Consider the following 25,183-nt stretch of genomic DNA (forward strand, 5'->3'; position numbering starts at 1 on the left):
GGTTCCGCCGAAGGCGCGGCGGAGGTCCTGGATCAGTTCGCCGGCGGGGTCGGCGTGCAGCACGCTCAGGTACGCCAGGCCCAGGGGCGCGAGGCCCGACACGAGAGCCTCGTAGGTCGCGCGGGTCTCGGCGTCGTCGGTCTCCCAAACATCCTGAATGTTGTGGGCCGGAGAGATCCGGATGCCGACGCGCTCCGCGCCGATCTCCATGGCGACAGGCGACGGTGCCGCGTGGACCTCGACCGCAGCTCACGTTCTCGTGTAGGAACGTGTACGGGGCCGGTACGCGTGCGCGCCGGCTCTTCGGCTCCGCGCCGATGCGTCCTCGGGGTGACTGCATCAACGGGAGCGTGAACACAGGGGGTGTGATGTCAGTAGAGATTGTTCCGTTTCGGCGCAGTATCCGACGCGATGGATTCCGGTGCGGCAAGCCCGATCTCGACGAATGGATCGACAGGTACGCCGGGCAGTCCGAACGGAGCGACACGACACGCACATTTCTCGCGCTCGCAGACGATGACGAGCTTGTCGGGTACTACGCGACCAAAGCGTACGAACTGGACCTCGACGACGCCGCGTCCGTGTACGGCGTCGGTCGGCGGCGCTACCCCGTTCCCGCGATGCTCATCGCGCGTCTCGCCGTGCACGAGGCCGTGCAAGGGAAGGGCATCGGGAGTCTGCTCTTGTTCGATGCTCTACAACGGCTTGTCGACGTCTCTCGTTCCATCGGATTCGAGGTCGTCGTGGTCGACGCGATCGATCACGACGCGTCCGTGTTCTATCGCCGGTACGGCTTCACGGCCTTCGAGGACGACGATCTGCACCTGTTCTTGACGACGAAGCAACTGAAGTTGACTTTCGACAACACGTGATGCACGCTGTACATACCAAGTGAGTACAAACCGTAAGGCTTATCGTGGACATCCAAGAGACGGGTCGCTCTGAGCGACTGAACATGCGCATCTCGCCGGAAGCGCTCGAGCTGCTGCGGGCGGCTGCCGCCAAACAGCAGCAGGATCTCTCCGCCTTCGTGTTGGGAACCGCGATGGAGCGTGCGCGTGCTGTGCTTCTCGAAGATCACGTCCTGCGTTTGAGTCCGCATGCCGTGCTGCAGCTCGAGAAGGCGTTGGATGAAGAAGCCGTGGTCGTGCCCCAGTTGGCTGAGCTTGTCCGCCGCGTGCGCGGCAACCGTTCTGACGCATCCTCACAGACCACGAACGACACGCTCGCGACACGCTGATCGGTGATCGTCCAGACCAGGGGTGATGTGAGAGCCCGCGGGCTGCCCACCATTCGGTCGTGAAAGCGGGGCCTCACGCGGATGTCGTCGACATCGGCGCGAGGCCCCGCTTCGCATCACGCCTGCAGCACCGGGTAATCCGTGTATCCGCGCTCGCCGCCGCCGTACACCGTGGCCTGGTCGACCTCGTTCTCCTCGGCGCCCTGCTCCCAGCGCGTGACGAGGTCGGGGTTGGCGATCGCGGGGCGGCCGACGGCGATGAGATCGGCGATGTCGTCCTCCACGACCGACACCGCTTCTTCGCGCGTGGTGACTTTCGAGAAGCCCGAGTTGACGATGAAGGTTCCGCCGAAGGCGCGGCGGAGGTCCTGGATCAGTTCGCCGGCGGGGTCGGCGTGCAGCACGCTCAGGTACGCCAGGCCCAGGGGCGCGAGGCCGGTCACGAGGGCCTCGTAGGTGGCGCGGGTCTCGGTGTCGTCGGTCTCCCAAACATCCTGGATGTTGTGGGCGGGAGAGATCCGGATGCCGACGCGCTCCGCGCCGATCTCCGCGGCCACGGCCCGCGCGACCTCGATGACGAAGCGGGCGCGGGCCTCGGGTGATCCGCCGTAGGCGTCGGTGCGCTGGTTGGAGGCGGGGGAGAGGAACTCGTGCAGCAGGTAGCCGTTGGCGCTGTGGAGCTCGACGCCGTCGAGTCCGGCATCCACGGCGCGGCGGGCGGCGGCGACGAACTCGTCGCGGACGGTGGCGAGCTCCGACGTCTCGAGCGCGTGCGGCACGGCGTAGTCGACCTTGGTGCCGTCGGCGAGACGGGTCTCGCCCTGGATCGCGATCGCCGAGGGGGCAACGATACGGTCGGTGCCGGTGATGTCGGGGTGCGTGACGCGTCCGCCGTTCATGAGCTGCATGAAGACGGTGCCGCCCTCGGCGTGCACGGCATCCGCGACCTTCGCCCACCCAGCAGCCTGCGCGTCGGTCACGATACCCGGCTGGCCCGGGTACGCCCGCGACTCGGCGCTCGGGAAGACACCCTCGGTGACCAGCAGGCCGATGCCCGCGCGCTGCGCGTAGTACTTTGCGACGATCGGGCCGGGGACGCCGTCGGCTCCTGCGCGGAGGCGGGTCATCGGCGCGAGCGAGACGCGGTTGCGGACCGCGGTGCTGCCGACGGTGGTGGGGCTGAAGAGGCTCATCGAGGAGTCCTTTCGTGGAGGGGGCAGTGCCACGCGGGTGCAACTCGGGGTGCTCGGTGAGCATTCCGCGGATGCACGTCTTCTCAGCCGCCATCGTGTTCACTGACGCCGTTCCTTCGCCACCTCCTGGGGGCGGGGGTGTTCCGGATCCTCGGGTCTCGGCACGTTTCCGGTGCGTAAATTCCGCGCCGAGCCATCGAACGCGGCATGCCGACGTGCGAGCATAGGTAATCGATTACCAGGAGGCGTTGTCATGCGAGTAGCAGTGGGCCAGGTCGAGCCGGCATTCGGTGATGTCGACGCGAACGTCGCTCTCACCGAGTCGGTCATTCGGGAGGCGGCCGCGAAGGGTGCCGACGTCGTCGTGCTGCCCGAGTTGGTCTCGTCGGGATACATGATGGCGTCGCGCGACGAAGCGTTCGGACTTGCCGAGGTCGCAGGTGCAGGCCCCGCCACGATCGCCTGGAAGAGTCTCGCTACCGAGCTCGGAGTGATCGTCGTCGCGGGCTTCCCCGAACGGCAGGGTTCACGGTTGTTCAACGCGGCGATCCTCTGCCTTCCCGACGGGCAGCACACGGTCTATCGCAAAGTTCACCTCTGGGACGAGGAGGCCCTCTTCTTCGAGCCCGGCGACCTGGGCTTTCCGATCGTCGATACCCGATTCGGTCGGCTGGGCATGATGATCTGCTACGACGGATGGTTCCCCGAAAGCTATCGCGCGCTCGCGCTCCAGGGTGCCGATCTGGTGTGCGTGCCGACCAACTGGGTGCCCATCCCCGGTCAAGCGGAGGGGCAGCCCGGCATGGCCACCATCCTCACGATGGGGGCGGCGCACGCGAACGGCATCGTCGTGGCCGCGGCCGACCGCGTCGGGGTCGAGCGCGGGCAGGAGTTCATCGGCCAGAGCCTCATCGTCAGCCACACGGGTTGGCCCGTGGCCGGCCCCGCTCCGGCGACCGGGTCCGCGCTGCTCGTCGCCGACATCGACCTCGCGGCAACGCGGCGTAGTCGCGCGTGGGGCGCGTTCAACAACCCGGTGCGCGACCGGCGTCCCGAGGCCTATCGGCTCGATCCCGTTCGATGACCCGGTCCTCGACTCCTGACGTCGTCGGGCTGACGCGAGATCTCATCCGCCTCGACACGGTCGACGGCAACGAGGACGCTGCCCTGTCCGTGCTCGCGCCGATCCTCTCCGACGCGGGACTCGACCTCGCGTGGGTGCCGTGGCATCCGGGGCGCTCCAACCTCGTCGCGACATGGCGCGGAGGAGGACCCCTGACCCTCAGCGGTCATCTCGACACGGTTCCGACGGGAGCGGCTCCGTGGGCCAGGAGCCCGTTCGGGGGAGAGGTCGACGGCGACCGGCTCTTCGGGCGGGGCGCCAGTGACATGAAAGGCGGGGTGGCGGCGATGACCGTCGCCGCGGCTCGCGCAGCTCGCGAGGGATCCGCGCCTTTCCGGCTCGTCTTCACATCGGCTGAAGAGACCGGATGCCACGGCGCCGCCGCCGTGGCCGCGCACGTCCCACTGCCGGAGAACGGCATCCTCGTCGTGGGGGAATCCACCGGAAACGAGGTGCGCTTCGGCCACAAGGGCGCGAGCTGGCTGCGACTCGACACGCGAGGACGAGCTGCGCACGGGTCGCGCCCGGAACTCGGGATGAACGCCATCGATGCCCTCGCCGACGCCGTGCATGCTCTGCGGGACGCGCCGCGGGGCGCGCGGCATCCGCACCTCGGCACGCGGACGACCAACGTCGGCACGATCGCCGGGGGCACCCAGACCAATCTCGTGCCCGACGCCGCGACCATGACCGTGGACGTGCGCGCCGTTCCCGGCGCCGGCGCCGAAGAGATCGTCGCGCTCCTGGCCGACCACGGCAGCGTCACCCGCGCCCTCGATGTGCCTTCGGTGTGGAGCGAGCCCGACTCGGCGGTGTCGCGGAAGGTGCTCGACATCGTGGCATCCGTACGCGGAGAACCCTCCGACGCCGGTGGCGTGAGCTACTTCACCGACGCGGCCGTGCTGGACCCGACCCGATCGCGCTCATACATCATCGGGCCGGGCGATGCCGATCAACCCCACACCACCGACGAGTCCGTGTCGGTGCGACGGCTCGAGGAGGCGGTCGAGGTGTACCACGCCCTCATCGCCGCGCGGTGGGGCTGAGCACTTCGGCTGAAGGGTCAGGCGCTGCCGCGGACGATCAACTCGACCGGGAGGAGGGTCTCGTCGGGTGCCGGCTGATCGTTGATGAGGGCGAGAAGCGTGGCGACCGACGTGGAGACGATCTCGGCAACAGGCTGTCGCACGGTGGTCAGAGTCGGCCGGCACGCCGTGGCGATCGAGATGTCGTCGAAGCCGGTGATCGCGAGGTCGCCGGGCACCGTTCGGCCGAGGTCCGATGCCGCGTCGAGGGCACCGAGAGCGATGAGATCGTTGGCGCACACCAGCGCGTCGATCTCACCGTCGCGCGACAGCAGTTCGAACGCTGCCGCCCGGCCCGATTCGCGGCTGAAGTCGCCATCGGCGACTCGGCGTGTGGCGGAGGCGTCGTGCGCCTGAGCCCACGTCGTGAAACCCTCGAGGCGGCGTCCACCCGACCAGTTCGTCGGGTCGGCACCGACGAACGCGAGACGCCGACGGCCGCTCGCGGTCAGGTGGCGGATCACCGCATCGATCCCCGTGGAGTCGTCGATACCGACGAACGGGGCCGCCACGGTCGGCACACGTTGATCGATCTGGACCAGGGGCACCGCCTCGCGCGCGGCCTCGAGCGCGGGGGCCGACGCCGTCTGCGAGCACGGGACGACGAGGATGCCATCGACCTGGCGCTCGATCAGAACGTCGAGGCGGCTGCTCTCGGTGTCGACGTCGTCGTCGGAGCTGCACAGGAACAGGGCGAGTGCGTGCGCCTGCAGGGCCCTCTCGACGCCGCTGACGACCTGGGGGAAGAAGGGATTGTCGATGCGCGGCACGACCATCCCGACCACGCCCGTGCGTGCCCGGCGCAGGGCGCGTGCGACCGAGTGCGGACGGTAGCCCAGCTGAGCCGCGACCGCCGCCACGCGCTCGCGGTGCTCGGGTTTGACGGCCCGTGCCCCCGACAGAGCGCGGGACACCGTGGCGACCGAGACACCCGCGGCGTCGGCTACGTCTCGTACCGTCGGACGCCGCGTCATGCCCCCCAGCCTATGACCGCGCACGCGTCGACATGCGGCGTCGCCGAGGCACGATGCTCGTCCGGCGCCAGGGCGTGCTCGCCGACTCCCACAGCGAGATCAGCAGGAACGCGAGCAGCCCGATCGAGGCGAGAACGATGATGGCCGCGTAGACGCCCGGGGTGTTGAAGCGACCCTGCATGGTCGAGAGATACACGCCGAGGCCTCCGGTCGTGGATGCCAACGACTCCGCCAGAATCGCGCCGGTCACCGAGAAGGTGGCCGACATCTTCAAGGCCGAGAACAGCGGCGTGTAGGTCGCGGGCAGCGTGATGACGACGAAGGTGCGCCAGGGCGACGCCCCCATCGCCCGAGCGAGGTTCTTCGTGTCGGGATCCACGGAGCGCAGTCCGTCGAGCACGTTCACGAGCACCGGGAAGAAGACGATCATCGCCACGACGACGAGCTTGGGTGCGAGTCCGAAGCCCAGCCAGATCACCAGGGCCGCACCGATCGCCACGACGGGGATCGCCTGGCTCACGATCATGATCGGGTACAGCAGCCGGAACAGCAGCGGTGACGCCGCCATGACCAGGGCCAGCGCGAAACCCAGCACCGCGCCGATGACGAAGCCCAGGGCGAACACCTGGCCGGTCGCGACGATGCCTCGGCTGATGGCATCCCTGTCCTCCGCGATCGCGGCGAAGGCGGCCCACGGTGAGGGCAGGACATACTGCGGGATCGCGAAGACCTGGACCGCGAGCGCCCAGACCGCGATGAGGGCCACGACCGACACGAGGGGAGTGACCAGGGTCACCCATCGGCGCGGCCCGGCGGGAGAGAGGGCATCGATGCTCATGCGGGAGACCGCCTTTCGTCGAGGGTGCCGGAGGCGCGCCCGTAGATGAGGTCGACCGCCCGCTTCTTCAGCGCCGTGAACCGCTCGGTCGTCAACACGTCGACGTCGCGCGGGCGGGGGAGATCGACCGTGAGGATCTCGCTGATCCGCCCCGGGCGCGGCGACATCACCACCACGCGATCGGCGAGGAAGATCGCCTCGTCGATGTCGTGCGTGATGAAGAGGACCGTCGAGCCGGTTTCCGTCCACACGCGCAGGAGCCACTGCTGCATGTCGAGGCGGGTCTGGCTGTCGAGCGCGCCGAACGGCTCATCGAGCAGCATCACGTCTTTCGCGAAGGCGAGGGTGCGCATCAGCGCCACGCGTTGCCGCATCCCTCCGCTCATCGCGTGGGGGAAGTGGTCGAGGAAGTCGCCGAGACCGTAGTGCGTCGCCATCTCGGCCGCCCGTTGCTTCGTCTCGCGCGTCACGCGGCCGGTGAGACGGGCTCCCAGAGTGATGTTCTCGAGGGCGCTCAGCGACGGGACCAGCAGATCCTTCTGCAGCATGTAGCCCACCTGCCCGGGCCGCCCGGTGGTGTCGCGACCGTCGATGCTCACCGACCCCCGCGTGGGTCGGAGGATGCCCGAGACGATGTTGAACAGCGTCGACTTTCCGCATCCGCTCGGCCCGATGACCGAGACGAACTCCCCCGGGGCGACGGTGAGATCGGTCGGGGCGAGCGCCTCGGTGGAACCGAAGCGCTGCGCCACGTCGCGGAGGACGATCTTCGCTTCGCTCATGAGATCACCGTCACCCTCGTCGGGCCGAACCACACGACATCCTCCCGCTTCACCCCGTAGAGGTGATTCCCGATGAAGGGCTCGACGGCCCACGCGCCCGTCATCACCGTCTCGTTGTAGGCGTCGATGTAGCCGTCGTCGTACGACGAGTCGTGCGAGAGCGAGTGGCCGATGTTCTGCAGCCGGTCGAGCAGCAGGAGATCGGTCTCGGCCAACAGCGCGTGGAAATGCGCGAACCAGTCGCACGCGCGCATTCCGGGACGGGCGGCAGCCAGGACGGAGGCGTGGATCCGCTCCACCGTCTCGAGGGCGCGCCGCTGCGGGACGTTGTCACCCCGGATGAGTGTGCGGGTGCAGTCGCCCCACCATCCGTCGGGTGTGACGGGGTGGACGTCGATCGTGCCCAGGTCGATGTTCCACAGCGGTCGCTCCGACGGCACGTCGGTGGGGAAGCAGCTGAGGGTGCCGACGCCGAAACCGACCACCGTCGGTGTCCATGTGCCGACTCCACCCAGCTCGATGACCCGCCGGTCGACCCGATCGCGCACCTCGCGCTCGGAGGCGCCGGGTTCGACCTCGCGCGCGAACTCCTCCGCAACCTGGATGGCCAGGCGCTGTGCCCGCACCAAGCCTTCGGGCGGTTCGTCCGACACCGTGCGCGGCGACGTCATGAGGTCTGCTCCGCGGCATCCTCGTCGGTGAGCCAGGCGGCGAGCTGGTTCCACAGCACCGCGTACCCCGGCCATTCGACGAAAGCCGTCGTCAACCAGTGCGGTCCCATGTCGGTGGCGACCGCCCCGACGCGCCCCGCTCCGTGGTGCCCCACCACGACGAGCGGGTGCTCGCCGACGGTGGCAACGACCTCGGCCCCGGCCGCGGGAACGAGCCGCTGGAACCCCAGGATGCCCGGCCATTCGCCCCCCAGGCCGCGCGTCACGGCGTGGTCGCCGTCGGAGAGCGGGGTGATCGCCTCGGGAGTCTCTTCGCGGTCGTCGCCCACCTCCATCACGACCGGGAGGACCTCGGCCAGCGCGGTCGCGCGGTAGTTCGCCTTGGCCTCGATGCCCTGGAACGACAGATATCCACCGACCATGAGCAAGGACCCTCCGCGCGCGACCCACGCGGCCAGCGAGGTGAGGCGGTTGGCGGGAGCCGGCCGGCCGCCGGTGAACACCGCGTTGGTCAGGAGCAGGGTGTTGGCGCCGATGTCGCTCAGCACCACCAGGTCGTACGGAGCGAGCTCTTCCTCGGTGTACGGGAACTTCTCGGCGGCGACGTGGTTGGGCTGGAACTCCACCGTCCATCCGCCCGCCTCGAGGGCGTGAATGAACGGCCAGGCACCCTCTTCGTAGGCCGAGGTGTGGAACGTGTCGAATCCCTTGGTGTGGACGGACGTCGTGCTCCACGACTCGCCGGCCAGCAGAATCCTTCCGCGGCTCACTGGCCGAGCCCCGCGTTCGTGTAGAGGTCGGAGACCGGGATGGCCTTGTCGATCAGCCCGTACTTCACGGCGACGTCGACCAGCGACTGCCAGGTGTCGGCCGACTGGGCGAGATCGTCGGCCGTGACATCGGTGCCCTCGTCGCCGAACAGCGCCGACGTCGCCTGCCACTGCAGGGTGGTGAACTCCTTCGTCTGCGCGTCGGGGTATGCCGTCATGAAGATGTCGACGGCTTCGTCGGGGTTCTGACGAGCCCAGTTGAGGCCCTCGATCGTGGCCGTCATGAATGCCGACGCCTGGTCGGGGTGCGACTGCAGCCACTGCGAGTTGCCAGCCAGCATGAGCACGGGAGCGTCGGGAGCGCCGTAGTCGCGGGAGTACGAGATGGAGTAGTCCTTGCCTAGCGACTGCAGCTCGCTGCCCTCGGCGTTGGTGATGCCGGTGATGGCATCGACTTTGCCGTCCACCAGCAGCGGCACGGTGCTCGAATCGGCCGTGACGAGGGTGACGTCGTTGATCGTCTTGCCCACGGAGCCGAGCATGATCGACAGCTGCGCGTTCGACCACGCGTCGTTGTACGTCCCGATGAGCTTGCCCGGCAGGTCGCTCGGGGCGATCGGCTCACCCGAGGTCGTCATGAGACCCCAGTTGTTGTTCTTGCCGTAGGTGCCGATGCCGACCACCGGCACCCCCTGCGAACGTGCCGTGACGATGTCGACGCTGGTCGTGAAGGCCAGATCGGCCTGCTGGGTGCCGAGGTACTGCATCGTGGCCGACGTGTTCGGCGGCGTGATGATGTCGACATCGAGGCCGGCATCTTTGTAGAAGCCCTTCTCCTTCGCGACGAGCCAGGGGATCCAGAAGCCGTCGGCGACCGGCCACTCCTGGACGAAACGGACGGTCGTCAGTGAGCCGTCGCTCGATTGCTCGGCGGCGCTTTCGCCGGCGCAGGCGGCGAGGCTGAGGGCGATCGCGGTGCCGCAGGCGGCGGCGACGACGCGACGGACGTGACGTGCTGCTGTGCTCATGGTGGTGTCCTTCGGGAGTCGGGTAATCGATTACCAAAGTATCCGCACGTCATCGCGATCTGTATAGCCCTCGTGTTACCGTCCCGTTAAAGATGAGGCGACTGTCGACCGACCGGAGACCCGCGCGATGACCGAGAACCCCCTCGCCCACCGGCTCGACTACACGCTCGACGAGCTCGACGACGCCGCGCTCGCGGCATCCCCTCTCGCTCTTCTCCAGCGGTGGCTGACCGACGCGGCCGACCTGCCCGAGCCGAACGCGATGGTCGTCTCGACGGTGGATGCCACGGGCTCGCCGACCTCGCGCACCGTGCTGCTGCGCGGGATCGACGACGACGGCGCCCTGTGGTTCTTCACCAACCGTCTCTCGCGCAAGGGCCGCGCGCTCGCGGAGAATCCGCGCGTCTCGATCCTGTTCCCCTGGTACGCGCTGCAGCGGCAGGTGATCGTGCTGGGCACCGCGACGCCGCTTCCGCCCGAGCGCGACGATGCGTACTTCGCCTCGCGTCCGCGCGGTTCGCAGCTGTCGGCGTGGGCGAGCCACCAGTCGGAGGCCGTGGCATCCCGAGCCGCCCTCGAGGAGCAGATGGCCGAGGTCACCGCGCGCTTCCCCGACGACCAGCCGGTGCCGAGGCCGCCGCACTGGGGCGGATACCGGGTGGATGCCACGGAGTTCGAGTTCTGGCAGGGCCGCCCGTCGCGACTGCACGACCGGATCGTGTTCCAGCGCGAGGGCGACGGCTGGGCGGGGATGCGGCGGCAGCCGTAGCGAGCCGGGCGGCCGCGGCCGCTCGTCAGATGAGTCGCGGTCCGCTCGACGACCGACGAACGAGCGTGGTGTCGAGGTAGTGGGCCAGCGGCGGGTCGTCGCCGTCGAGCATGCGGAGCAGGACGTGGGCGGCGGTTCGCCCCTTGAGGGTGAAAGGTTGCCGGATCGTCGTGAGTCCGGCGGTGTGTGCGCCGGCGACGTCGTCGAAGCCGGTGATCGAGAGGTGGCGCGGAACTTGGATGTGGTGCCGCTTCGCCCACTCGAGGGCGCCGAGCGCGTAGGTGTCGGCGATGCACGCGATGGCCGTCATGCGCGGGTCGCGGCGGAGAAGCTCGGCGGCGGCGTCTGCTCCGGAGGCGCTCGTCGTCTCCCATCTCTCCTCGACGGTGACAGGACGCCCGAGCCCCTGTTCGAGGCCCCGAATGCGATCGCGGGGGATCGTGAACCGCGAGCGGAGGACGCGATCCGGCGATGCCGGACCGTTGTGAGGCGCGGTGCCGAGCCGAGACGTGATGAAACCCACGTGGACGTGGCCGAGCTCGGCCAGGTGAGAGCCGATCAGGCGCATGGCCGCACTCTCGTCGAGCCCGATCCAGGGGACCGACGAAACGGGGCCGGGTTGATCGACCAGCACCGCCGGCGTGCCCCGCCGCTGGAGAAGACCGAGCGTGCGCTCGCCGAGCGGGAGGGAGTGGAACACGATCCCGTCGACCGCAGCGTGATCGATCGGTGCTCGCTGTCGCTTCTCGGGCGTGCCGGCGGGGAGGAGGACGAGATGGCTGCCGGTCTCGGACAGGGTTTCGGCGACTCCCGCGAGGAAGCCCGCAGAGGCCGGGTCGGTGAAGACGAACGGAAGGTCGTCGGTGAACACGACGCCGATCCCGCCCGTGCGCTGGCGGCGCAGGCTCCGCGCGAGCGGGTCGGGGCCGGGGTAGCCGAGCTCATCGGCGAGCGCCAGCACTCGCTCCCGCACCGCAGCAGACAACTTCTCGGGGCGGTTGTAGGCGTTCGAAACCGTTGAGACGGACACACCCGCCTCGGCGGCGAGCCGCGCCATCGTGATGTGCGAGCGAGACACCTGTCCAGGGTAGTAAATCGTTTGACTTCTGGATTCCGTCGGAGGACCCCGCCTTCCGGCGTCCGCTCCCGCGAGCGGCTCGAGGATGGGAAGCGATGCGCCCGATCCATGACGAGGAGAGACCGATGACCAAGGACACGACGTCCCTTCGACGGACCGAGGATGCGAGCCCGGAGCTGCCGCTCGCGCCCGAGCGTGACGGCTACGGCCCGCTGCCACGCGGAATCAACCACATCGGCATCACGGTGCCGGATGTGGAGGCGGCCACGATCTTTCTGCGGGCGGCGTTCGACGGCAGGGTCGCCTACGAGGGACTCACTCCGTCCGATCCCCCTCGTGAAGGGCCGGACACCGAGCGGCAACTCGGTCTGCCGTCGGGAGCGAAGATCGTTCGTCAGCGCATGGTGCAGATCGGTGTCGGTCCGGGACTCGAGGTGTTCGAGATCGTGGACTCCGCCCCGCGGCCCCCGGCGAAGCTGAGCGACCTCGGCCTGAACCACGTGTCCGTGTACGTCGACGACATCGACAGCGCCTTGAAGAGGGCGATCGCGGCCGGCGGCGAGGCCCTCTCGGAGCCGCACGAGAACTCTTCGCACGAAGACACGGAGGGCAACGCGAGCGTCTACGTCCGCGCGCCGTGGGGAACCCTGTTCGAGCTGCAGTCGATCCCGAACGGGCACTGGTACGACGAGACCGCCGAGGCGCGGGTGTGGACTCCGCCGGCCCGATGAACCGCATAGCCCACCGCATCGATGTCGACACCACGGTCTGCATCTCCGTCGCGGCCCGTCCCACGAGCATCGGCACCCGCTTCCACAACTACCTCTACGCGGAACTCGGCCTGAACTTCCTCTACAAGTCGTTCCGCACGACCGACATCGTCGGCGCCATCGCGGGTGTTCGCGCACTCGGCATCCGCGGCTGCTCCGTCTCGATGCCCCACAAAGAATCCGTCATCCCCCTGGTCGACGCGCTCGAGCCGTCGGCGGCGGCGATCGGGAGCGTCAACACGATCGTCAACGACGACGGGGTGCTCACCGCCTCCAACACCGACTACCTCGCCCTCGACGAGCTCATCGGGGAGCGGGGGATCGACCTCGCGCGCCCGGTGATCCTGCACGGGTCCGGCGGCATGGCCAAGGCCATCGCTGCCGTCCTCCACGCTCGCGGGGCGACCGACGTGACCGTCCTCTCACGGAACACCGTCACCGGCACGGCGCTCGCCGATCAGTACGGCTTCACCGCGGCATCCGAACTCCTCGCCCCGACCGGGGCGACCCTCATCAACGCCACGCCCATCGGCATGCGAGGGCCGCAGGCGAACGACCTGTCCTTCCCGCTCGAGCACATCCAGGTGGCACCGGCGGTCATGGACGTGGTCGCCTTCCCGGCGGAAACTCCGCTGCTCTCGGCAGCACGCGAAGCCGGCGCGACGGTGGTCGGAGGCGACGCCGTGATCGCCCTGCAGGCAGCCCGACAGTTCGTCGCCTACACGGGCGTCACCCCGACGTCCGATCAGATCGCGCGGGCATCGCGGTACTCACGGGAGGTGTGAGGGGGCTTCACCCTCATAGGCTCACCGCATGACCACCCTCCGCGAGGTCGCGCCCGGCGTGCTGGTCCGCACGAGCCGGGTCATGCAGACGAACACGACGGTGGTCGTGGCATCCGGACGCGCCCTGCTCATCGACCCCGCGTGGCTGCCCGACGAGCTCGCCGCGCTCGCCGACGAACTGCGCGATCGCGAGATCACCGTCGCCGAGGGCTTCGCGACCCACGCTCATCACGACCATGTGCTGTGGCATCCGGGATTGGGCAACGTGCCGCGCTTGGCATCGTCCCGCACCGCCAAGCTCGCCCGCACCGAGCGCGACGACCTCGTCGCGGCGCTCGGGCCGGAGTTCACCCCCGACCTCATCGACCTCATGGGGAGAGTGGATGCCGGCACCCCGGCGTTCGACGTCGAGCTCATCGTGCACGACGGACACGCCCCCGGGCACACGGCGGTGTGGCTCCCCGAGCCGCGCGTGCTGGTCGCGGGTGACATGCTCAGCGACGTCGAGCTTCCGCTGCCCTTCTGGCCGCACGACGTCGCCGCGTACGAGCGCGCGCTCGATCTGCTCGAGCCGTACGCCGACGCGGCGCGCGTCGTGATCCCGGGGCACGGGAACGTCGGCACCGACGCGCGTGCCCGCCTCGACGCCGACCGGCGGTATCTCGCCGACGTCCGCCGGACCGGCCGGTCGGACGACCCGCGGCGGACGAACGCGGGGATGGATGCCGAGTACGAGCTGTTGCGCGAGATCCTCGGGGCGTAAGCCTCGCCGTTGTCCAGGGGCGGCTCCGCGGCCGCCACGAATGCGACACTGACGGGGCGAGGCGAAACGAGGAGCGCGATGGCGAAGAAAGACCCGAGGAAACCCGCGTTCGACGAGAAAGCGTTCGTCGACGCGTCGTCGGAAGCGCGGTCGCGCTACGGGCGGTTCAACCTCGCAATCGTCGGCAGCTCCGGCGTGGGGAAGTCCTCGCTCGTCAACGCCGTCTTCGGGCGCGACTGGGCGAAGGTCGGGAAGGGCCTCCCGGTCACGCGGGGCGTGCAGTTCTACCACGACGAGTCCCTCGGGATCTGGGACGTCGAGGGCTTCGAGATCGGCTCACCCGTCCCGCCCGACCAGCAGCTGCGCGGTCACCTCGACGCGATCGCGGCGCACCCGGGCGACCACCAGATCTCGGTCGTCTGGTACTGCGTGAAAGCCAACGACGACCGGCTCACGCCCGCCGACATCGCGATGATCCGTGAGCTCGACGCGCGGGGGCTCCCCGTCATCCTCGTGCTCACCAAGGTCGACTGGATCAAGAACCCCATCACCGGGCAGCGCGGGATCGCGAAAGACCTCCAGGCGTTCGTCGACTGGTTGCACGAACCCGTGGATGCCACCGGCCAGCCGCTGCACGTGCCGTATCGCCGCGTGATCCTGACCTCCACCCGCGACCGGCACGGGAAGGGCAAGGGGCACGGCCTCGGTGACCTTGTCACGGAGACCCTGGCGCTCGCCCCCGAGAGCGACAAGGACGCCTTTCGCATCGCGCAGCGTCTCAACCTCCCCTGGAAGCGCGAGATGGCGCGGCCCGTCATCGCCGCCGCCACCGCGGCCGCCGCGGGAGCGGCGTCGGTTCCCCTCCCTGTCACGGACGCTGTCACGCTGGCGCCGATCCAGCTGACGATGATGGGGCGGATCGCGACGATCTACGACCTCGAGTTCAAGACGATGCTCTCGGCCGGTGCGCTCGCGCAGTTCGGCGTACAGGTCGCCGGGCGCGCGCTGGCGACGAGCTTCCTCAAGCTCATCCCGGGCGCCGGTGTCGTCGTGAACGCGGGGGTGGCCGGCGCGCTCACCGCGGCGACGGGAGAGAGCTGGATGAAGCTGTGCGAACTCATCCACACGGGCAAGATCGACGTCGCGAAGCTCGATAAGGAGTGGGCGAAGTACGCGCCGCACTTCGCCGACGTCGTCCGCAAGCTGATCGAGCAGCGGGCGGTCCGGCGGTAGCCGCGCGCCCGACCGTGTCGCGGGCGGAGGCCGGCGGCATCCGTCCCGCCCTGGTCGGGCGTCGAATTCGCCCTCGCTGGGAGAGTCGTCGCACCGGCCCCGGGTCTTTTGCGGCGTGCCACGCTGGGAGGAGCGAAGGGACCATCATGACCGAATCCGCCCCGTCCGATCGGCTGCGTGCAGCGCTCGCGCACCCGGACGCGTCCGCGCGCCTCGAAGCCGCGCTCGCCGCCGGCACACGACCCGATGACAGCTACATCGTCGAGCTCGTGGCGCGGTGCGCGGTCGAGCCGGACTTCTTCGTCCGCGACATGCTGACCTGGGCCCTCACCCGGCACGACCCGTCGCGCGCGGTCGAGGTGCTGCTGCCCGAGGTGACGTCCGAGATTCCGCAGGCGCGGAGCCAGGCGCTGCACACCCTCTCGAAGATCGGCGACCCGATCGCGTTCTCGGTCATCACGCCCGCGGTGCTGCGCGATCCGCACCCCGAGGTGGCGCGGGCGGCCTGGCGGACGGCATCCGGTCTCGTTCCCGAAGGAGCGCAGGAAGACCTCGCCGACGAGCTCGCCACCCAGTTCGGGCGCGGCGACCACGAGACCCAGCGGAGCTTGAGCCGTGCGTTCGCGGCCATCGGTTTCCGCGCAGAGGGGGCCATCGAGCGCGCGACGGTGTCTCCGTACGACGTCATCAGCGCGCACGCACGGGCGACGGCGATCGTGATGGGCGACCCCGACACCGACTTCGCCGAGGCGGCCGTCGAGGCGCGGCGCGTGGTCGCGAAGCGGGCGCTTCCGCGGGACTGAGCCGCGCTCTCGCGTGCGGCGGCGCGTGCGCGAGCGGGTCGAGGCCTCGAGCCCCGGGTACCTCAGGCGCGGAGCGGGTGTGCAGCGCGGGCAGAGCTGTGCAGGATGAACCAGGTCAGGCCGAGCATCGCGAAGATGCCCAGCAGAAGGGTTGCGGCGATCCCGAGATCGTTCGGCAGCGTCGTCACGGCGAGCACCGCCGCTGTGGCGGCACCCGCCCCGGCGACCGCGAGGCCCACCCATCGCACGACCGGCGACGCGACGAAGACGGCGACCACGAGGAGCACGCTGAGCAGGATCTCCGTGATCCCGGCGGCGAGCATCGGCGGCGACGCGAGGCCGAATCCCGTGAGAGCGACACCCACCGCCGCGAAGACCGCGGCGAAGAAGGGGGTGAGGATTCGCGTCCGGCGCGCGAGCTTCTCGGGCGGCATGGGTGCAGCGTTTCCGCTCATGGGTCGTCCTCGGGGTGAAGTTCGTCGGATGCCGAGTGGTCAGGCTATCCCGGAGCGCGGGCGCGCGTCAGACGCGCGGCACCCCCGCGGCCCCCGCGCGGAGGAGCGCGACGCCGCTCGCCGTGAGCCCCACGACGTCGGCGGTCTTGATGCCGCCGAGGCCCGTGGCATCCGGTCGTCCTTGCCTTGGGGGGGAGGAGATTCGGGGAGGGGAGGGGGGATGCCGCGGCGCTCGTCCTCCCGTGCCGGTTTCTCCTCCGCTCGCCACCGCCTTCCTCCGCCCGGCGCGTGACCGGGGGAGGGCGAGGGGCGAGGGGAGGAGGGATGCGGCGGGTTCGTCCTCCGCGGGCCCCTGGTCCTCCGCTCGGCACCGCCTTCCTTCGCGGTGCGTGACCGGGGGAGGGTGAGGGGCGAGGGGAGGAGGGATGCAGCGGGAGCGCCCTCCGTCCGTCCCAGGCCCTCCGCTCGTCACGCGTCGCGGCGCGAGCCCGGGCGCCCATTTTGTTGCGATCGCCAACTTAACTCTTGCGCTCCCCGGCGACCTGATCTACGTTTGCCATCGAAGCGCTTCCGAGAAGCGCTTCGACAGCCACGAAGGAGTCGCTATGGTCAAGATCGACGAGGTCGCCCGGGCTGCGGGCGTATCGATCAGCACCGTCTCCTACGCGCTCAGCGGCAAGCGTCCGGTCTCGGCCGAGACCCGCCTCCGCATCCAAGACGCCGTGCGCGAACTCGGCTACAGCCCGAACGCGGGTGCGCGCATGCTCGCCGGCAGCCAGACGAACATCTTCGCGCTGTCGGAACCGCTGCGCGCCGACTCGCACGCCCCGAGCCACATGTCGTTCATGCACGCGATGACCGTGGCCGCGCGCCGCAAGGAGTACGACATGCTCCTGCTCACCGACGAAGACGCCTCGGCCGGCATGAAGCGGGTCGCGCAGAGCGGACTCGTGGATGCCATCCTCGTGCTCGACGTCGCCCCCGACGACGCGCGGGTCGAGATCGCCCGTGCGAGCGCGACCCCGACGATCTTCGTCGGCATTCCCAACGACCACGACGACCTCGTCTGCGTCGACCTCGACTTCGAGCGTGCGACGATCGAGGCCGTCGACCGGCTCGCCGACGCGGGACACCGCGCGATCGGCCTCATCGGCGGATCGGAGCGCGCGTACGAGAAGTCGAACTTCCCCTCTCGCGTGCGCGCCGCCCTGTCGGAGCGCGCGACCGAGCGGAGGATGAGCGCCACGTCGGTGGCATCCGGTCCCGTCGTCACCGATCGCAGCCAGGTGCGTCGCGCGGTGCGGGCGTTCGTCGAGGCGGGTATCACCGGGATCGTGCTGCACGCGCCCGAAGAGGTGCTCCAGGTCGTACTCGTCGAGCTCGCGGCCCTCGGCAAGAGCGTTCCGGGCGACGTGTCGATCGTGTCGGTCGGCAGCAGCTTCGACACCGACGCCCAGCCCACCCCGATCGACTCGATCCCGCTCGTGCCGCAGAGCTCGTGCGAACTCGCCGTCGATCTCGCCATCGAGCTGATCGCCGGTCGGCCCGTGGCATCCGGTCTCCATCTCATCGCCCCGACCTATCTCGAGCGCGGCTCCGTGGCCGCGGCTCCCTGCGCCTGACCCTCCCAACTCCACATCTCGCTCTGCTTGCCCATCATCGAAGCGCTTCGACGATTTTGACGCCGGGCACGCAGCGCATCCGCCCCCGCTAGCGGACCCACCTAAACCAGCGGAACACAGTGAAAGGAGTGCCAACGATGGCACGCACGAACGCTCAACGACGCGCGACCGGAGCCCTCGCGGCCGTCGGCTCCATCGCCGTCGCCGCCCTCACCCTCTCGGCCTGCAGCGGGGGAGGCGGCGACGCCGGATCCACCGACGGTGCGGGCAAGACCCTCACGCTCTGGCATTACGAGGGTGCCGACAGCGCCATGGCGAAGGCCTGGAACGCGGCCATCCCGATCTTCGAGGAGAAGACGGGCGCGACGGTCAAGGTCGAGGAGAAGTCCTTCGAGCAGATCCAGAAGACCGCGAGCCAGGTGCTCGACACCGACGCCGCCCCCGACCTCATGGAGTTCAACAAGGGCAACGCGACCGCCGGCTTCCTCGCCAGCACCGGCCTGATCGCCGACATCGGCGTCGCCGTCAGCGAGTACGGATGGGATGCCAAGCTCGCCCCGTCGCTGCAGACCACCGCGAAGTACTCGTCCGACGGCGTCATGGGCGGCGACACCTGGTACGGCGTGCCGAACTACGGCGAGTTCGTCGGCGTCTACTACAACCTCGACGCCTTCAAAGCGGCGGGCATCGAGGTGCCGACCACCTACGACGAGTTCGTGAAGGCGCTCGACGCGTTCGTCGCGAAGGGCATCACGCCGCTCGCCGAGGCCGGCGCCGAGTACCCGCTCGGCCAGCTCTGGTACCAGCTCGCGCTCACGAAGGCCGACCGCTCGTGGGTCGACGACTACCAGCTGTACAAGAACCCCGTCGACTGGAACGGCTCCGAGGTCGATTACGCCTCCGAGACGCTCAAGGAGTACGTCGACAAGGGCTACATCGCCAAGGACGTCTCGTCGGTCAAGGCCGAGGACGCGGGCGTCTCATTCATCAACGGCACCTCGCCGATCTTCGTCTCGGGCTCGTGGTGGTACGGCCGATTCACCGAGGAGGCGGGCTTCGACTGGTCGCTCGCGACCTTCCCGAGCTCGAAGCTGTCGCTCGGATCGTCGGGCAACCTCTGGGTCGTCCCGGAGCGCTCGAAGAACAAGGACCTCGCGTACCAGTTCATCGACATCACGATGAGCCCCGAGATCCAGGCGATCATCGGCAACAACGGCGGCGTTCCCGTCGCGGCCGACACCGCCGACATCACGGATGCCAAGAGCAAGGAGCTGATCGACACGTTCAACGGCATCCTGGCCGACGACGGGCTGTCGTTCTACCCGGACTGGCCCGCCCCCGGCTTCTACGACGTGCTCGTCCAGGAGCTGCAGGGCCTGGTGACCGGGACGCAGGACCCCGCGACCACCAACGCCAACCTCGGGAAGAAGTACGACGAGGGCACCGCGGACTTCCGCTGACCCCGGTGGGGGCGGCGCATCCCGCCGCCCCCACCTCTTCCGATTCGAAAGACCCGCACATGGCCCTTCTGACCCGCCCGGCGCGCGTGGCCCTGCCACCCGAACAGCCGGCCATCCCCCAGCGCCGCGGTGGCACCGCCGGCTACTGGCTCTACCTGCTGCCCGGTTTCGTGCTGCTGCTGGTGATCGTGATCATCCCGCTGGTGTGGAACGTCTTCCTCACCTTCACGAAGTGGCGCGGCGTCGGCGACCCCGAGTTCATCGGTCTCGAGAACTGGTCGAAGCTCCTCGCCGACGAGGACTTCTGGACCTCGTTCGTCAACTCGGTGTGGATGATCCTCGCGATGGTCGTCGTCCCGACGGTCGTCGGCCTCACCGTCGCCGCCCTCCTCTTCGACGTGGTGGGGCGCAAGTTCGGAGGCAAGGTCGGCAGCTTCCTCCGCGCGACCTACTACCTGCCGCAGATCCTCCCCATCGCGGTGGCCGGCATCGTCATCGGCTGGATCGTCCGGCCCGGCGAGACCGGCGCGCTCAACCAGATCCTCGCGAGCCTCGGGCTGCCGTCGTACGACTGGCTCGGGCAGATGCCCTCGGCGCTGATCGTGCTGATGGTCGTGCTCGTCTGGGTGCAGATCGGCTACCCCGTCGTGGTGTTCATGGCGGCCCTCCAACGCGTCGACCCCGAGCTGTACGAGGCCGCCGAGCTCGACGGGGCGAACTGGTTCCAGCGCTTCACCGCGATCACGATGAGCATCATCCGCCCCGAGATCTTCGTCGTGACCCTCACGTGCACGATCGCGGCGCTGAAGGTCTTCGGTCCGGTCTACGTCATCACGCAGGGCGGCCCCGCGGGCTCCACGATCGTGCCCGCGTACTACGCCTACCTCGAGTTCTTCACCAAGCGGAACGTCGGCTACGGCGCGACGATCGCCACGGTGCTCACGATCGTCGTCGTCATCGTGTCGATCGTGTTCATCCGCGTGCAGGGCTCGCTCGAACGCAAGGAAAGGGCGGGACTCTGATGGCCTCGGCATCCGTTCTCACCACGACCGCCGCCGAACGCCCGCCGCGGCGCCGCGCCGGTGGCCCGGGTCGCGGCGGCCGCGGCGGCATGACCCGCCGTCGCCCGGTCGACTGGCTGCTGCTCGCGCTCGTCGTCGTCGGCGCGCTGCTCGTGCTCGCGCCGTTCTACCTCGTGCTCGTGAACTCGTTCAAGTCGCCGCTCGACTACGCGACCTCGGGGCCGCTCGCGCTGCCGCAGCAGCTGGACTTCGGCGGGATCGTCGACTTCTGGAACCGCGTCGACTTCCCGCGCAAGGTCGGCAACTCGATCCTCATCTCGGGTGTCGTCGCGGTGCTCGCGGTGCTCATCTCGGTGCTCAACGCCTTCGCGATCGGCATCGGCCGGGTGCGCGGCCGCACCGGCATCGTGCTGCTGTTCCTCATGGCGAACCTGCTCCCACAGGAGGCGCTGCTGTACCCGCTGTACTACATGTTCAAGTCGGTCGGCCTGTACGACAACGTCCTGTCGGTCATCATCGTCTTCACCGTGGTGCAGGCGGCGTTCGGCACCTACCTGCTGTCGTCGGTGTACGGCACGTTCCCGCGCGAGATCCTCGAGGCTGCCGCGATCGACGGCGCGACCCGCTGGCAGATCCTCTGGCGCGTGATCTTCCCGATCAGCCGCCCGACCCTCGCGGTGCTGCTCATCTTCTTCTTCATCTGGACGTGGAACGAGTTCCTCATCCCGCTGACGTTCCTGGCATCCAACGACAACCAGACCGTGCCGGTCGCGATCAGCGTCCTGCAGGGCGACCGTCTCATGGACGTCACCACCATCAGCGCGTCGGCGCTGCTCGGCATCATCCCGACGCTCATCTTCTTCCTCATCTTCCAACGCACGCTGACACGCGGCATCACGGCAGGAGCAGTCAAGTAATGAAGTTCACCGATGGTTTCTGGCTCATGCGTCACGGCGTGACCGTCGACTACGCGGCCGAGGCCTACGACATCAGCCGGACCGACGACACCCCGGACGGACCGGGGCTCGTCGTGCACGCGCCGACGAAGGTCATCGCGAAGCGCGGCGATGTGCTCAACCGGACGCTCCTGACCGTGACGCTGTCGTCGCCGCTCGAGGGGGTCGTGCGGGTGCGGATCGTGCACCACGACGGAGCCGGCCGCGGACGCGGGTTCGCGCTGCCGGGGGCCGTCGGCGGCGGCGGCGACGTCGATGTCGAGGCCGGCACCCTGAGCGCGGGGCGGCTCGTCGCGCGCATCGCGCCGGGCGCGCCGTGGGACCTCTCCTTCGAGCTCGACGGGCAGCGCGTGACCGGCAGCGGGCACCGGTCTCTCGGGCGGGTGAGTCTCGCGGCGGATGCCAACGTCGACGCCGGCGTGATCTCGAACCGAGGTGCGGACACCGGCATCCCGGCATCCCGTCACTTCATCCACGAACAGCTCGACCTCGGCGTCGGCGAGACGGTCTACGGGCTCGGCGAACGCTTCGGGCCGGTCGTGAAGAACGGTCAGACCGTCGAGATCTGGAACGCCGACGGCGGCACCTCGAGCGAGCAGGCCTACAAGAGCGTGCCGTTCTACGTCTCGTCGGGCGGGTACGGCGTGCTCGTCAACGACCCGGGACACGTGTCGTTCGAGGTCGCGTCCGAGAACGTCGAGCGCGTGCAGTTCTCGGTCTCGGGTGAAGCGCTGGAGTACTTCGTCATCGCCGGCCCCACCCCGAAGGACGTGCTCGAGCGCTACACCGCGCTCACCGGCCGCCCGCCGATCGTGCCGGCGTGGTCGTTCGGCACGTGGCTCACCACGTCGTTCACGACCGACTACGACGAGCAGACCGTCACGTCGTTCATCGACGGTATGGCCGAGCGCGACCTGCCGCTGTCGGTGTTCCACTTCGACTGCTTCTGGATGCGCGAGTTCTCCTGGACCGACTTCACCTGGGACGACCGGGTCTTCCCGGATCCGGATGCCATGCTCCAGCGCCTCCACGACCGGGGCCTGCGGGTGTCGGTGTGGATCAACCCCTACATCGCACAGCGTTCGGTGCTGTTCGCGGACGGGGTCGCGAACGGCTACTTCGTGCGCCGACCCGACGGGACGCCGTGGCAGTGGGACCTGTGGACGCCGGGCATGGCGCTCGTCGACTTCACGAACCCGGATGCCGTGCGCTGGTACCAGTCGCACCTGCGGCGTCTCATCGCGCAGGGCGTGGACTGCTTCAAGACCGACTTCGGCGAGCGGATCCCCACCGACGTCGTCTACTTCGACGGCACCGACCCCGAGCGCATGCACAACCTGTACGCGCAGCTGTACAACGCCGCGGTGCACGAGGTGCTGGTGGACGAGCGGGGCGCCGGCGAAGCCGTGCTCTTCGCGCGCTCGGCCACGGCGGGCGGGCAGACGATGCCGGTGCACTGGGGCGGTGACAACTCGTCGACGTTCGCGTCGATGGCGGAGACGCTCCGTGGCGGCCTGTCGCTCGCGTGGAGCGGCTTCTCGTTCTGGAGCCACGACATCGGCGGCTTCGAGGGCACGCCCGACCCGGCCGTGTTCAAGCGCTGGATCGCCTACGGGATGCTGTCGTCGCACAGCCGCTTCCACGGCTCGGACTCGTATCGGGTGCCATGGGCGTTCGACGAGGAGGCGGTCGACGTCACGCGCCTGTTCTCGCGCCTGAAGCTGCGGCTGATGCCGTATCTGTACGCGGCGGCACGGGAGGCTGCGGCCACGGGCGTTCCGGTGATGCGGCCGATGGCGCTCGAGTTCCCCGACGACCCCACGACCCTGTACCTCGACCGCCAGTACATGCTCGGCGGCGATCTTCTCGTGGCGCCGGTGTTCTCGGCATCCGGTGAGGTGTCGTTCTACCTGCCGGAGGGGGAGTGGACGCACCTGCTCACCGGGGAGCGGGTGGTCGGCGGCGGGTGGCGTCGCGAGACGCACGGCTTCGATTCGCTGCCCCTGTACGTGCGGCCGGGGGCCGTGCTGCCGTGGGGCGCGCGCGAGGACCGGCCCGACTACGACTACCTCGACGGGCTGTCGCTGCGGGTGTTCCCCGGCGGCTCGGGGGTGGCCGAAGTCACGGTGACGGCGCCGGACGGGCGGAGCGAGACGTTCCGGGTGGATCGGGCTGAGGTGACGGAGTAGGGGTCGCGGGGGCGCGGCGTCGCGGGGGCGCGGCTGCGGGCGGAGGGGGCTGAGCTTGTCGAAGCTCCCGGTCCCTTCGACAGGCTCAGGGACCTGGGGTGGGGTCAGGGACGTGCGTGCGCGACCGGGGTGCGGGGGAGGGGGCTGAGCTTGTCGAAGCTTCCGGTCCCTTCGACAGGCTCAGGGACCTGGGTGGGGCTCAGGGACCTGGGTGGGGCTCAGGGACCTGGGTGGGGCTCAGGGACCTGGGTGGGGCTCCGGGAGCGGGGTGGGGCTCAGGGAGCTGGGTGGGGCTCCGGGACCTGGCGCGTGACCGGGGGAGGGCGACGGACCAAGGGAGGACCGGTGCCTCGGGGTCGTCCTCCGTGCGTCCCTCGTCCTCCGTGGATCACGCAGGACCGGCCGCGGAGGGGATTCCGGGAGGGGAGGAAGGATGCCGCGGCCCTCGTCCTCCCGTCTCGGGATCTCCTCCGCTCGCCGGGCGCCCGCGGTTCTCGACGAACGTCTGATGCTCGCGCGGGAGCCGCGGAGTTGAGTGGTCGAGCCACGTTCGTGGCGAACTCGTCGAGACAAGGAAGCGGGCAACGTCATGGCATTCGTGACCACCGAAGATGGCGCAGAGATCTACTACAAGGACTGGGGCAACCCCGAGGCGCAGCCGATCGTGTTCCACCACGGCTGGCCCCTGTCGTCCGACGACTGGGACGCGCAGATGCTCTACTTCCTCGGCAAGGGCTTCCACGTGATCGCGAGCGACCGTCGCGGTCACGGACGCTCGTCGCAGATCGGCACGGGCCACGACATGGACCACTACGCCAGCGACGTCAGCGCCGTGGTCGAGCACCTCGACCTGCGCAACGCCGTACACATCGGCCACTCCACCGGCGGCGGCCAGGTCGCCCGCTACGTCGCGAAGCACGGCGAGCCCCAGGGGCGTGTCGCCAAGGCCGTCCTGGTCGCGGCCGTCCCCCCGCTCATGCTGCAGCGCGACGACAACCCCGAGGGCACCCCGCTGTCGGTGTTCGACGGGTTCCGTGAGGCGCTCGCGGCCAACCGTGCAGAATTCTTCGAGGCCGTGGCATCCGGACCCTTCTACGGATTCAACCGCGAGGGCGTCACCCCCTCGCAGCCGGTCATCGACAACTGGTGGCGCCAGGGCATGACGGGCAGCGCCGTCGCGCACTACGAGGGCATCAAGGCGTTCTCCGAGACCGACCAGGAAGCCGACCTCCGAGCCATCACCGTGCCCGTGCTCGTGCTGCAGGGCGACGACGACCAGGTCGTGCCGTACAAGGCCGCGGCGCTCCGCCAGCACGAGATGCTCGCCAACTCGACGCTGAAGATCTACGAGGGCTACCCGCACGGCATGCTCACCACGCACGCCGATGTGATCAACCCCGACATCCTGGCGTTCATCCAGTCGTGAAGCCCTGACGAGAGGCGCATTCCGGGGGATCGGGGTGCGCCTCTCGCGCGTCGTGGGAGCGGTACCGTGTGTGCGAGAGGGCCACGCTGCCGCGGGCCTCGCCGACGTAGCGTGTGAGGACCCCCACCGGAACGCACGCGAGGAGTCG

25 protein-coding genes and 1 pseudogene are annotated in these 25,183 nt (G+C 69.3%); 16 read left to right on the forward strand and 10 right to left on the reverse strand.

What is annotated here, in order from left to right; all coding sequences use genetic code 11:
• Window positions 1-216: pseudogene (locus AB0O24_RS04160) on the reverse strand (alkene reductase); the annotation flags it as partial.
• A 152-nt stretch (window positions 217-368) separates the two neighbouring features.
• Here AB0O24_RS04160 and AB0O24_RS04165 point away from each other — a divergent pair.
• Complete coding sequence (locus tag AB0O24_RS04165) at window positions 369-872, forward strand: GNAT family N-acetyltransferase (protein ID WP_363372760.1); 504 nt, start codon at window positions 369-371, stop codon at window positions 870-872.
• 44 nt (window positions 873-916) lie between these two features.
• The gene (locus AB0O24_RS04170) at window positions 917-1,240 is read left to right on the forward strand and encodes a DUF1778 domain-containing protein (protein ID WP_363372762.1); all 324 of its coding nucleotides are present in this window, start codon (window positions 917-919) and stop codon (window positions 1,238-1,240) included.
• 116 nt (window positions 1,241-1,356) lie between these two features.
• Here AB0O24_RS04170 and AB0O24_RS04175 read toward each other — a convergent pair whose 3' ends face one another.
• On the reverse strand, window positions 1,357-2,433 hold the full coding sequence (locus AB0O24_RS04175) for an alkene reductase (protein ID WP_363372765.1): 1,077 nt from the start codon (window positions 2,431-2,433) through the stop codon (window positions 1,357-1,359).
• 253 nt (window positions 2,434-2,686) lie between these two features.
• Here AB0O24_RS04175 and AB0O24_RS04180 point away from each other — a divergent pair, with 253 nt between their 5' ends.
• Both AB0O24_RS04180 and AB0O24_RS04185 read left to right on the forward strand, forming a co-directional pair.
• Window positions 2,687-3,517, forward strand: a complete 831-nt coding sequence (locus AB0O24_RS04180) for a nitrilase family protein (RefSeq protein WP_275801861.1) — start codon at window positions 2,687-2,689, stop codon at window positions 3,515-3,517.
• Window positions 3,514-4,602, forward strand: coding sequence for a M20/M25/M40 family metallo-hydrolase (locus tag AB0O24_RS04185; RefSeq protein ID WP_363372767.1), 1,089 nt, complete (start codon window positions 3,514-3,516; stop codon window positions 4,600-4,602). Before AB0O24_RS04180 ends, AB0O24_RS04185 begins: the two co-directional genes overlap by 4 nt.
• A 17-nt stretch (window positions 4,603-4,619) precedes the next feature.
• On the opposite strand, the gene AB0O24_RS04190 is transcribed toward AB0O24_RS04185, so the two are convergent.
• Genes AB0O24_RS04190 through AB0O24_RS04215 form a run of 6 tightly spaced genes read right to left on the reverse strand, consistent with a single transcriptional unit; the run spans window position 4,620 to window position 9,704 of the window.
• Window positions 4,620-5,615 carry a LacI family DNA-binding transcriptional regulator gene (locus tag AB0O24_RS04190; RefSeq protein WP_275801863.1) on the reverse strand — a complete coding sequence of 332 codons (996 nt, stop codon included), beginning with the start codon at window positions 5,613-5,615 and terminating at the stop codon, window positions 4,620-4,622.
• A gap of 10 nt (window positions 5,616-5,625) precedes the next feature.
• Window positions 5,626-6,453 carry an ABC transporter permease gene (locus AB0O24_RS04195; RefSeq protein WP_275801864.1) on the reverse strand — a complete coding sequence of 276 codons (828 nt, stop codon included), beginning with the start codon at window positions 6,451-6,453 and terminating at the stop codon, window positions 5,626-5,628.
• Window positions 6,450-7,235 carry an ABC transporter ATP-binding protein gene (locus AB0O24_RS04200; RefSeq protein WP_275801865.1) on the reverse strand — a complete coding sequence of 262 codons (786 nt, stop codon included), beginning with the start codon at window positions 7,233-7,235 and terminating at the stop codon, window positions 6,450-6,452. Before AB0O24_RS04200 ends, AB0O24_RS04195 begins: the two co-directional genes overlap by 4 nt.
• On the reverse strand, window positions 7,232-7,906 hold the full coding sequence (locus AB0O24_RS04205; protein ID WP_275801867.1) for a M24 family metallopeptidase: 675 nt from the start codon (window positions 7,904-7,906) through the stop codon (window positions 7,232-7,234). Before AB0O24_RS04205 ends, AB0O24_RS04200 begins: the two co-directional genes overlap by 4 nt.
• Window positions 7,903-8,676, reverse strand: coding sequence for a glutamine amidotransferase (locus tag AB0O24_RS04210; RefSeq protein ID WP_275801868.1), 774 nt, complete (start codon window positions 8,674-8,676; stop codon window positions 7,903-7,905). The genes AB0O24_RS04205 and AB0O24_RS04210 overlap by 4 nt, the downstream gene beginning before the upstream one ends.
• Window positions 8,673-9,704: an ABC transporter substrate-binding protein gene (locus AB0O24_RS04215; RefSeq protein WP_363372773.1), complete on the reverse strand. Its 1,032-nt coding sequence runs from the start codon at window positions 9,702-9,704 to the stop codon at window positions 8,673-8,675. Before AB0O24_RS04215 ends, AB0O24_RS04210 begins: the two co-directional genes overlap by 4 nt.
• Window positions 9,705-9,831: 127 nt before the next feature.
• On the opposite strand from AB0O24_RS04215, the gene pdxH reads away from it, so the two are divergent.
• Window positions 9,832-10,473, forward strand: a complete 642-nt coding sequence (gene pdxH, locus AB0O24_RS04220) for a pyridoxamine 5'-phosphate oxidase (RefSeq protein WP_363372775.1) — start codon at window positions 9,832-9,834, stop codon at window positions 10,471-10,473.
• Between the two features lie 25 nt (window positions 10,474-10,498).
• Here pdxH and AB0O24_RS04225 read toward each other — a convergent pair whose 3' ends face one another.
• Window positions 10,499-11,551 (reverse strand): LacI family DNA-binding transcriptional regulator, encoded by a 1,053-nt coding sequence (locus AB0O24_RS04225; protein ID WP_275801871.1) that lies wholly within the window; start codon window positions 11,549-11,551, stop codon window positions 10,499-10,501.
• A 125-nt stretch (window positions 11,552-11,676) separates the two neighbouring features.
• Here AB0O24_RS04225 and AB0O24_RS04230 point away from each other — a divergent pair, with 125 nt between their 5' ends.
• The 5 genes from AB0O24_RS04230 to AB0O24_RS04250 all read left to right on the forward strand — a co-directional run bounded on the left by AB0O24_RS04230 (window position 11,677) and on the right by AB0O24_RS04250 (window position 15,905).
• Window positions 11,677-12,282: a VOC family protein gene (locus tag AB0O24_RS04230; RefSeq protein WP_363372777.1), complete on the forward strand. Its 606-nt coding sequence runs from the start codon at window positions 11,677-11,679 to the stop codon at window positions 12,280-12,282.
• Window positions 12,279-13,106, forward strand: coding sequence for a shikimate 5-dehydrogenase (locus AB0O24_RS04235; protein WP_363372780.1), 828 nt, complete (start codon window positions 12,279-12,281; stop codon window positions 13,104-13,106). Before AB0O24_RS04230 ends, AB0O24_RS04235 begins: the two co-directional genes overlap by 4 nt.
• Before the next feature lie 28 nt (window positions 13,107-13,134).
• Entirely contained in the window at window positions 13,135-13,869 is a 735-nt protein-coding gene (locus AB0O24_RS04240; protein WP_363372783.1) for an MBL fold metallo-hydrolase, read from the forward strand.
• A 78-nt stretch (window positions 13,870-13,947) separates the two neighbouring features.
• Window positions 13,948-15,102, forward strand: coding sequence for a DUF697 domain-containing protein (locus AB0O24_RS04245; RefSeq protein ID WP_307384001.1), 1,155 nt, complete (start codon window positions 13,948-13,950; stop codon window positions 15,100-15,102).
• Window positions 15,103-15,248: 146 nt separating this feature from the next.
• Window positions 15,249-15,905 carry a HEAT repeat domain-containing protein gene (locus AB0O24_RS04250; protein ID WP_363372785.1) on the forward strand — a complete coding sequence of 219 codons (657 nt, stop codon included), beginning with the start codon at window positions 15,249-15,251 and terminating at the stop codon, window positions 15,903-15,905.
• A 62-nt stretch (window positions 15,906-15,967) separates the two neighbouring features.
• On the opposite strand, the gene AB0O24_RS04255 is transcribed toward AB0O24_RS04250, so the two are convergent.
• Complete coding sequence (locus AB0O24_RS04255) at window positions 15,968-16,360, reverse strand: hypothetical protein (RefSeq protein WP_363372788.1); 393 nt, start codon at window positions 16,358-16,360, stop codon at window positions 15,968-15,970.
• Window positions 16,361-16,965: 605 nt separating this feature from the next.
• Between AB0O24_RS04255 and AB0O24_RS04260 the strand changes: the two genes are divergently transcribed.
• The 6 genes from AB0O24_RS04260 to AB0O24_RS04285 all read left to right on the forward strand — a co-directional run bounded on the left by AB0O24_RS04260 (window position 16,966) and on the right by AB0O24_RS04285 (window position 25,035).
• Window positions 16,966-17,982 carry a LacI family DNA-binding transcriptional regulator gene (locus AB0O24_RS04260; RefSeq protein WP_275801877.1) on the forward strand — a complete coding sequence of 339 codons (1,017 nt, stop codon included), beginning with the start codon at window positions 16,966-16,968 and terminating at the stop codon, window positions 17,980-17,982.
• Between the two features lie 137 nt (window positions 17,983-18,119).
• Window positions 18,120-19,442: an extracellular solute-binding protein gene (locus AB0O24_RS04265; protein WP_363372791.1), complete on the forward strand. Its 1,323-nt coding sequence runs from the start codon at window positions 18,120-18,122 to the stop codon at window positions 19,440-19,442.
• A 59-nt stretch (window positions 19,443-19,501) separates the two neighbouring features.
• On the forward strand, window positions 19,502-20,464 hold the full coding sequence (locus AB0O24_RS04270; protein WP_363372794.1) for a sugar ABC transporter permease: 963 nt from the start codon (window positions 19,502-19,504) through the stop codon (window positions 20,462-20,464).
• A complete protein-coding gene (locus tag AB0O24_RS04275; protein ID WP_363372797.1) occupies window positions 20,464-21,381 on the forward strand; it encodes a carbohydrate ABC transporter permease in 918 nt (305 codons plus the stop codon). The genes AB0O24_RS04270 and AB0O24_RS04275 overlap by 1 nt, the downstream gene beginning before the upstream one ends.
• On the forward strand, window positions 21,381-23,609 hold the full coding sequence (gene yicI / locus AB0O24_RS04280) for an alpha-xylosidase (RefSeq protein ID WP_363372799.1): 2,229 nt from the start codon (window positions 21,381-21,383) through the stop codon (window positions 23,607-23,609). Before AB0O24_RS04275 ends, yicI begins: the two co-directional genes overlap by 1 nt.
• Window positions 23,610-24,198: 589 nt before the next feature.
• On the forward strand, window positions 24,199-25,035 hold the full coding sequence (locus tag AB0O24_RS04285; protein WP_363372801.1) for an alpha/beta hydrolase: 837 nt from the start codon (window positions 24,199-24,201) through the stop codon (window positions 25,033-25,035).
• Window positions 25,036-25,183 lie beyond the last annotated feature (148 nt).

Origin of the sequence: Microbacterium sp. NPDC086615 (assembly GCF_040686055.1) — a bacterium.
Taxonomy (GTDB): Bacteria; Actinomycetota; Actinomycetes; order Actinomycetales; family Microbacteriaceae; genus Microbacterium.

Excerpts from the sequence above, each read along its gene's own strand:
- pdxH (WP_363372775.1), top strand. The coding sequence starts at position 9,832 with ATGACCGAGAACCCCCTCGCCCACCGGCTCGACTACACGCTCGACGAG.
- AB0O24_RS04260 (WP_275801877.1), top strand. The coding sequence starts at position 16,966 with ATGGTCAAGATCGACGAGGTCGCCCGGGCTGCGGGCGTATCGATCAGC.
- yicI (WP_363372799.1), top strand. The coding sequence starts at position 21,381 with ATGAAGTTCACCGATGGTTTCTGGCTCATGCGTCACGGCGTGACCGTC.
- AB0O24_RS04215 (WP_363372773.1), bottom strand. The coding sequence starts at position 9,704 with ATGAGCACAGCAGCACGTCACGTCCGTCGCGTCGTCGCCGCCGCCTGC.
- AB0O24_RS04255 (WP_363372788.1), bottom strand. The coding sequence starts at position 16,360 with ATGAGCGGAAACGCTGCACCCATGCCGCCCGAGAAGCTCGCGCGCCGG.
- AB0O24_RS04285 (WP_363372801.1), top strand. The coding sequence starts at position 24,199 with ATGGCATTCGTGACCACCGAAGATGGCGCAGAGATCTACTACAAGGAC.
- AB0O24_RS04190 (WP_275801863.1), bottom strand. The coding sequence starts at position 5,615 with ATGACGCGGCGTCCGACGGTACGAGACGTAGCCGACGCCGCGGGTGTC.
- AB0O24_RS04180 (WP_275801861.1), top strand. The coding sequence starts at position 2,687 with ATGCGAGTAGCAGTGGGCCAGGTCGAGCCGGCATTCGGTGATGTCGAC.
- AB0O24_RS04265 (WP_363372791.1), top strand. The coding sequence starts at position 18,120 with ATGGCACGCACGAACGCTCAACGACGCGCGACCGGAGCCCTCGCGGCC.
- AB0O24_RS04240 (WP_363372783.1), top strand. The coding sequence starts at position 13,135 with ATGACCACCCTCCGCGAGGTCGCGCCCGGCGTGCTGGTCCGCACGAGC.
- AB0O24_RS04205 (WP_275801867.1), bottom strand. The coding sequence starts at position 7,906 with ATGACGTCGCCGCGCACGGTGTCGGACGAACCGCCCGAAGGCTTGGTG.
- AB0O24_RS04270 (WP_363372794.1), top strand. The coding sequence starts at position 19,502 with ATGGCCCTTCTGACCCGCCCGGCGCGCGTGGCCCTGCCACCCGAACAG.
- AB0O24_RS04245 (WP_307384001.1), top strand. The coding sequence starts at position 13,948 with ATGGCGAAGAAAGACCCGAGGAAACCCGCGTTCGACGAGAAAGCGTTC.
- AB0O24_RS04195 (WP_275801864.1), bottom strand. The coding sequence starts at position 6,453 with ATGAGCATCGATGCCCTCTCTCCCGCCGGGCCGCGCCGATGGGTGACC.
- AB0O24_RS04175 (WP_363372765.1), bottom strand. The coding sequence starts at position 2,433 with ATGAGCCTCTTCAGCCCCACCACCGTCGGCAGCACCGCGGTCCGCAAC.
- AB0O24_RS04230 (WP_363372777.1), top strand. The coding sequence starts at position 11,677 with ATGACCAAGGACACGACGTCCCTTCGACGGACCGAGGATGCGAGCCCG.
- AB0O24_RS04250 (WP_363372785.1), top strand. The coding sequence starts at position 15,249 with ATGACCGAATCCGCCCCGTCCGATCGGCTGCGTGCAGCGCTCGCGCAC.
- AB0O24_RS04165 (WP_363372760.1), top strand. The coding sequence starts at position 369 with ATGTCAGTAGAGATTGTTCCGTTTCGGCGCAGTATCCGACGCGATGGA.
- AB0O24_RS04235 (WP_363372780.1), top strand. The coding sequence starts at position 12,279 with ATGAACCGCATAGCCCACCGCATCGATGTCGACACCACGGTCTGCATC.
- AB0O24_RS04185 (WP_363372767.1), top strand. The coding sequence starts at position 3,514 with ATGACCCGGTCCTCGACTCCTGACGTCGTCGGGCTGACGCGAGATCTC.
- AB0O24_RS04275 (WP_363372797.1), top strand. The coding sequence starts at position 20,464 with ATGGCCTCGGCATCCGTTCTCACCACGACCGCCGCCGAACGCCCGCCG.
- AB0O24_RS04200 (WP_275801865.1), bottom strand. The coding sequence starts at position 7,235 with ATGAGCGAAGCGAAGATCGTCCTCCGCGACGTGGCGCAGCGCTTCGGT.